Source organism: Streptomyces sp. NPDC056361 (assembly GCF_042262805.1).
GTDB lineage: Bacteria > Actinomycetota > Actinomycetes > Streptomycetales > Streptomycetaceae > Streptomyces.
Window position 1 is genome coordinate 1 of the sequence record NZ_JBHJQI010000265.1, and the last position, 5238, is coordinate 5238.

Sequence of the window (5238 nt, forward strand, 5' to 3'; positions counted from 1 at the left end):
GATGGCACCCGCCCCGCCCCTTGGGGGGCGTCAGTTCTCCTGTTCGCGCTCCACCTGCTCGTTCCATTCGCGCTTGATCGCGCGCCAGGCCTCGTCCGACTTGCCCAGGCGCCAGTAGCCCGAGATGGAGAGGCGCTCGCGGGCCACTCCGCGGTCGAGGCGGAGGTGGCGGCGCAGGTCCTTCACGAAGCCGGCCTCGCCGTGGACGAAGGCGTGGACGTCGCCGGCCGGGAAGTCCAGGGTGCGGACGGCCTCGACGAGCGCTTCGCCGGCCGGGCGGTCGCCGCGGTGCAGCCAGGTGACGTCCACCCCGTCGGCCGTCGAGAACTTCTGCTCCTCCGCCGCGTCCGACACCTCGACGAACGCGTGCACCCGCGCACCGGCGGGCAGCCGCTCCAGGGCGACCGCGATGGCCGGCAGCGCGCTCTCGTCACCCACGAGCAGGTGCCAGTCCGCGGTCGGGTCCGGCGTGTAGCCGCCGCCCGGGCCGAGGAAGCGCACGGTCTCGCCCGCCTGCGCGCGCGCCGCCCACGGGCCGGCCAGGCCCTCGTCGCCGTGGACCACGAAGTCGACCGTGAGCTCGCGGTGCAGCACGTCCCACGCCCGCACCGTGTACGTCCGGGTCGTCGGCCACTGCTCCCGGGGGAACTCCGCCCGGATCCGCTCCATGTCGAACGGCTCCGGGTAGGCGACCCCCTCCGGGGCGAAGAGCAACTTCACGTAGTGGTCGGTGTACTCGCCGGCGTCGAAACCGTCGAGCCCGGGGCCGCCAAGGACCACCCGAACCATGTGCGGCGTGATCCGCTCGGTGCGCACCACGTGCGCTTCGGTGGCCTTCGGTGCCTTGCGGGCCGGCTGCTCTGCCACGAGGGGCTCTCCTGACTCTGCGTACTTAGGTATGCCTAAGCTAGCACCTCGGAGCGGCACACCCCAGGCCCCCAGGGGGCGGGCTTCGAGAACCCGGTTCCGGGGGCCCTGGTTCCGGGTCGGCGCGAGCGCCCGCGCGCGGGGCCCGCGTCCGGACGCGCACGCGGGATCCCCCGTACGACCCCGCCCCGCCAGCGCACCCCCACCCCGCCAGTACAACCCCGCCCCGTCAGCGCTCCAGTACCGGCAGCAGTCGTCCCACTGCCCCGCCCAGGCCCCAGCGCTTCACCAGCGCGTCGAGGGCCGCCGGGTCGCGGGGGGCCGAAGGCAGTGCCGGGTCGAACGCGGGGAGGGGGGCGTCCCCGGCGACGCGGACGACCGTCGGAGCCACGTCGAGGTACGCGGCCGCCTCGGCGATCCCGCGCCGCTTGGCGGGCGTGAGCTTCGAGGTGCGGTCCTCGGCGGCCGCCCGGACCCCGGCGAGGTCGCCGTACTCGGTGACGAGCTGGGCGGCCGTCTTCTCGCCGATGCCCTTGACGCCGGGCAGCCCGTCGCTCGCGTCCCCGCGCAGCGCGGCGAAGTCCGCGTACTGGTCGGGGCGCACCCCGTACTTGGTCCGGATGAACTCCGCGTCCACCAGGTCGCAGTCGCCGACGCCCTTGCGCGGGTACAGCACGCGCACCTCGCGGGCGTCGTCCACCAGCTGGAAGAGGTCGCGGTCGCCCGTGACGATGTCGACCGGGCCCGTCGCGCGCCCTGCCAGGGTGCCGATGACGTCGTCGGCCTCGTACCCCGCGGCCCCGACGCGGGCGATGCCGAGCGCGGCGAGGACCTCCTCGATGACCGGCACCTGCGGGGAGAGGGTGTCGGGGATCTCCTCCTCGTCCGGGCCGGTCTCCGTCTCGACCGCCACGCGGTGCGCCTTGTACGACGGGATGAGGTCGACCCGCCACTGCGGCCGCCAGTCCTCGTCCCAGCAGGCCACGAGGTCGTCGGGGCGGTGGTCCTGGACGAGCCGGGTGATGAAGTCGAGCAGCCCCCGAACGGCGTTCACCGGGGTGCCGTCCGGTGCGCGGACCGAGTCCGGGACGCCGAAGTAGGCGCGGAAGTACAGGCTGGCGGTGTCGAGGAGCATCAAACGTCGGGTCACCCGCCCGATCATGCCGCACGCCACCGACAGACCTCGGGGACCGACAGACCGGGCCCCGGCGGGGAGGTGCGGCCCGGCCCCGGCGTGACGCGTGTCACCTTTGCGTTTGCACCCGGTGAAGCCGGGGAGGCGGGAGCCCGGAGCGGACCCGGTACGGGATGCGAGAGAGAAGTCCCCGTACGCGACGGGCCGCGGGCCGATCCCGCCCGCTCCACGGCCCGGCCGCGCGGGGGTGGTGGGGCCGTTCTTCGTTGCTACCCGTGAGGTGTATGTGTCCAGGCTCCAGGCCGATCACCTGTACAAGGTGTTCGGGAGACGACCCGACGAAGCCGTCCGCAGGCTGGCCGACGGCGCCGACCGCGAGGAACTGCGGGCCGAGGGGACGACGGCCGCCGTCGTCGACGCCGGCTTCACCGTCGAACCCGGTCAGATCTTCGTCGTGATGGGCCTCTCGGGATCCGGCAAGTCGACCCTCCTGCGCATGCTCAACGGTCTGCTCGAACCCACCGCGGGCCGGGTCCTCTTCGACGGCCGCGACCTCACCGCTCTCTCTCCCCGCGAGCTGCGCGCGGTCCGCGCCGGCAAGATCAGCATGGTCTTCCAGCACTTCGCGCTGTTCCCGCACCGAAACGTCCTGGACAACGCCGCCTACGGCCTGGAGGTGCAGGGCGTCCCGCGCGCCGAGCGCGAGACCCGCGCCGCCGAGGCGCTCGAACTGTGCGGGCTCGGCGGCTGGGAGGAGTCCTGGCCCGACGAGCTGTCCGGCGGCATGCAGCAGCGCGTCGGCCTGGCCCGCGCGCTCGCCACGGACGCGGACCTGCTGCTCATGGACGAGTCGTTCAGCGCGCTCGACCCGCTCATCCGCCGGGACATGCAGGACCAGCTCCTCGTCCTCCAGCAGCGCCTGAAGAAGACCATCGTCTTCATCACCCACGACCTCAACGAGGCCATGCGCCTCGGCGACCGGATCGCCGTCATGCGCAACGGCCGGATCGTCCAGCTCGGCACGGCGGAGGACATCCTCGTCCGCCCCGCCGACGACTACGTGGCCTCCTTCATCCAGGACGTCGACCGCTCCCGGGTGCTCACCGCCTCCGCGGTCATGACGGCCGGCGCCCCCGCGGCCGACTGCCCCGCCGACTGCGCCTGCCGGGCCGTCGGCCCCGACACACTCGTCGCGGACCTGTGCGCCGTCGCCGCCCTCGCCCCGCACCCCGTGACCGTCGAGGACTCCGACGGCGCCGTCCTCGGAGTCGTACCGCCCGAACGCCTCCTCGCCGCACTGGGCGGCCTCGGCGCGACGGATGCCCCGTACGCCGGGGCCCGGGAGGTGACCGCCGGTGCCTAGGCTTCCCCTCGGCCAGTGGGTCGACAGCTCCGTCGACTGGCTCCAGGCGCAGCTCTCCTGGCTCTTCGACGCGGTCAGCGCCGGCGTCACCGGCCTCTACGACGGCATCGACGCCGTCCTGTCGGCGCCCCAGCCGCTCCTCTTCGCCGGCATCCTCGCCGTCGTCGCCTGGTGGCTGCGCGGCCTCGCCGCCGCCGTCCTGGCGTTCGCCGGATTCGCGCTCGTGGACTCCGTCCAGCTGTGGGACGAGGCCATGGCGACGCTCTCGCTGGTCCTCGTGTCGACGCTCGTGACCCTGGTGATCGCCGTCCCGCTCGGCATCTGGGCGGCCCGCTCGAAGACGGTCAGCGCGGTGCTGCGGCCCGTGCTCGACTTCATGCAGACCATGCCGGCGATGGTCTACCTCATCCCCGGCATCATCTTCTTCGGCGTCGGGGTGGTCCCGGGCATCATCGCCACCATCGTGTTCGCGCTGCCCCCCGGCGTCCGGATGACCGAGCTCGGCATCCGCCAGGTCGACGGCGAACTCGTCGAGGCCGCCCAGGCCTTCGGCACCACACCGCGCGACACCCTGCTCCGCGTGCAGCTGCCGCTCGCCCTGCCGACGATCATGGCGGGCGTCAACCAGGTCATCATGCTCGGCCTGTCCATGGTCGTCATCGCGGGCATGGTCGGCGGCGGCGGGCTCGGCGGCGCGGTCTACCGGGCCATCGGCAACGTCGACATCGGCCTCGGCTTCGAGGCCGGGATCTCCATCGTCGTCCTCGCCATGTACCTCGACCGGATGACCGGCGCGCTCGGCCGCCAGGTCTCCCCGCTGGGCCGCCGCGCCGCCGCCAAGGCGCGCGCCGCGCTGGCCTCGAAGCGGCCCGGGGCGAAGCTCTGGGCGCACCGCCCGCAGCCCGTCACGGCCCTCGTCGGCGTCGTCGTCCTCGCCCTCGTCGCCGGCGGCACGGGCTTCCTCGGCCGCTCCGGCGGCGCGACCTCCCCCACCGCCTCCGGCGACGGCGGCGGTCACGGCAAGAAGATCAGCATCGGCTACATCCCCTGGGACGAGGGCATCGCCTCCACGTACCTCTGGAAGGAACTCCTGGAGCGGCGCGGTTACGAGGTCGACACCAAGCAGCTGGAGGCCGGCGCGCTCTACACCGGCCTGGCCGGCGGGCAGCTCGACTTCCAGACCGACGCCTGGCTGCCCGTCACCCACGCCCAGTACTGGGAGAAGTACCGGAACAAGCTGGAGGACCTCGGCTCCTGGTACGGCCCCACCTCGCTGGAACTCTCCGTCCCCTCGTACGTGAAGGGCGTCGACTCGCTCGCCGACCTCAAGGGGAAGGCGGGGCAGTTCAAGGGCCGCATCGTCGGCATCGAGCCCAGCGCCGGGATGATGGGCATCCTCAAGGACAAGGTGCTCAAGGAGTACGGCCTAGAGGGCGAGTACGAGGTCGTCGACGGCTCCACGCCCGGCATGCTCGCCGAGTTGAAGCGCGCGTACGACCGCAAGGAACCGGTCGTCGTCACCCTCTGGTCGCCGCACTGGGCCTACTCGGCGCACGAGCTGAAGAAGCTCGCGGACCCGAAGGGTTCCTGGGGCGAGGGCGACGGCGTCCACACCCTCGCCCGCAAGGGCTTCGCCGCGGAGAACCCCGAGGTCGGCGCCTGGCTGAAGGACTTCGAGCTGACCGAGAAGCAGCTCACGGACCTCGAAGCCGTCATCCAGGAGACGGGCAAGGGCAAGGAGCAGCAGGCCGTCCGCACCTGGCTGGACCGCACCCCCGGCCTCGCGGAGAAGCTCGCCCCGCGGTAGCGACCGGAGCCCGTCCGACGGACGGTGCGTGACTCCTGTCCGAAAAGGGGCGGTCGCCGAGCGTGC

At 72.9% G+C, this 5238-nt stretch carries 4 protein-coding genes; 2 read left to right on the plus strand and 2 right to left on the minus strand.

The features are described from left to right. Positions 1 to 30: 30 nt before the first annotated feature. Together ACFCY7_RS39680 and ACFCY7_RS39685 are read right to left on the minus strand one after the other, a co-directional pair. The gene (locus tag ACFCY7_RS39680) at positions 31 to 867 is read right to left on the minus strand and encodes a siderophore-interacting protein (RefSeq protein ID WP_376490941.1); all 837 of its coding nucleotides are present in this window, start codon (positions 865 to 867) and stop codon (positions 31 to 33) included. Between the two features lie 229 nt (positions 868 to 1096). Beyond that, entirely contained in the window at positions 1097 to 2029 is a 933-nt protein-coding gene (locus tag ACFCY7_RS39685) for a 5'-3' exonuclease H3TH domain-containing protein (protein WP_376490942.1), read from the minus strand. A gap of 259 nt (positions 2030 to 2288) precedes the next feature. Between ACFCY7_RS39685 and ACFCY7_RS39690 the strand changes: the two genes are divergently transcribed. Then, complete coding sequence (locus ACFCY7_RS39690) at positions 2289 to 3365, plus strand: glycine betaine/L-proline ABC transporter ATP-binding protein (RefSeq protein WP_376490943.1); 1077 nt, start codon at positions 2289 to 2291, stop codon at positions 3363 to 3365. Further along, positions 3358 to 5172, plus strand: coding sequence for an ABC transporter permease/substrate binding protein (locus ACFCY7_RS39695; RefSeq protein ID WP_376490944.1), 1815 nt, complete (start codon positions 3358 to 3360; stop codon positions 5170 to 5172). Before ACFCY7_RS39690 ends, ACFCY7_RS39695 begins: the two co-directional genes overlap by 8 nt. Positions 5173 to 5238 lie beyond the last annotated feature (66 nt).

Excerpts from the sequence above, each read along its gene's own strand:
- ACFCY7_RS39685 (WP_376490942.1), bottom strand. The coding sequence starts at position 2,029 with ATGATCGGGCGGGTGACCCGACGTTTGATGCTCCTCGACACCGCCAGC.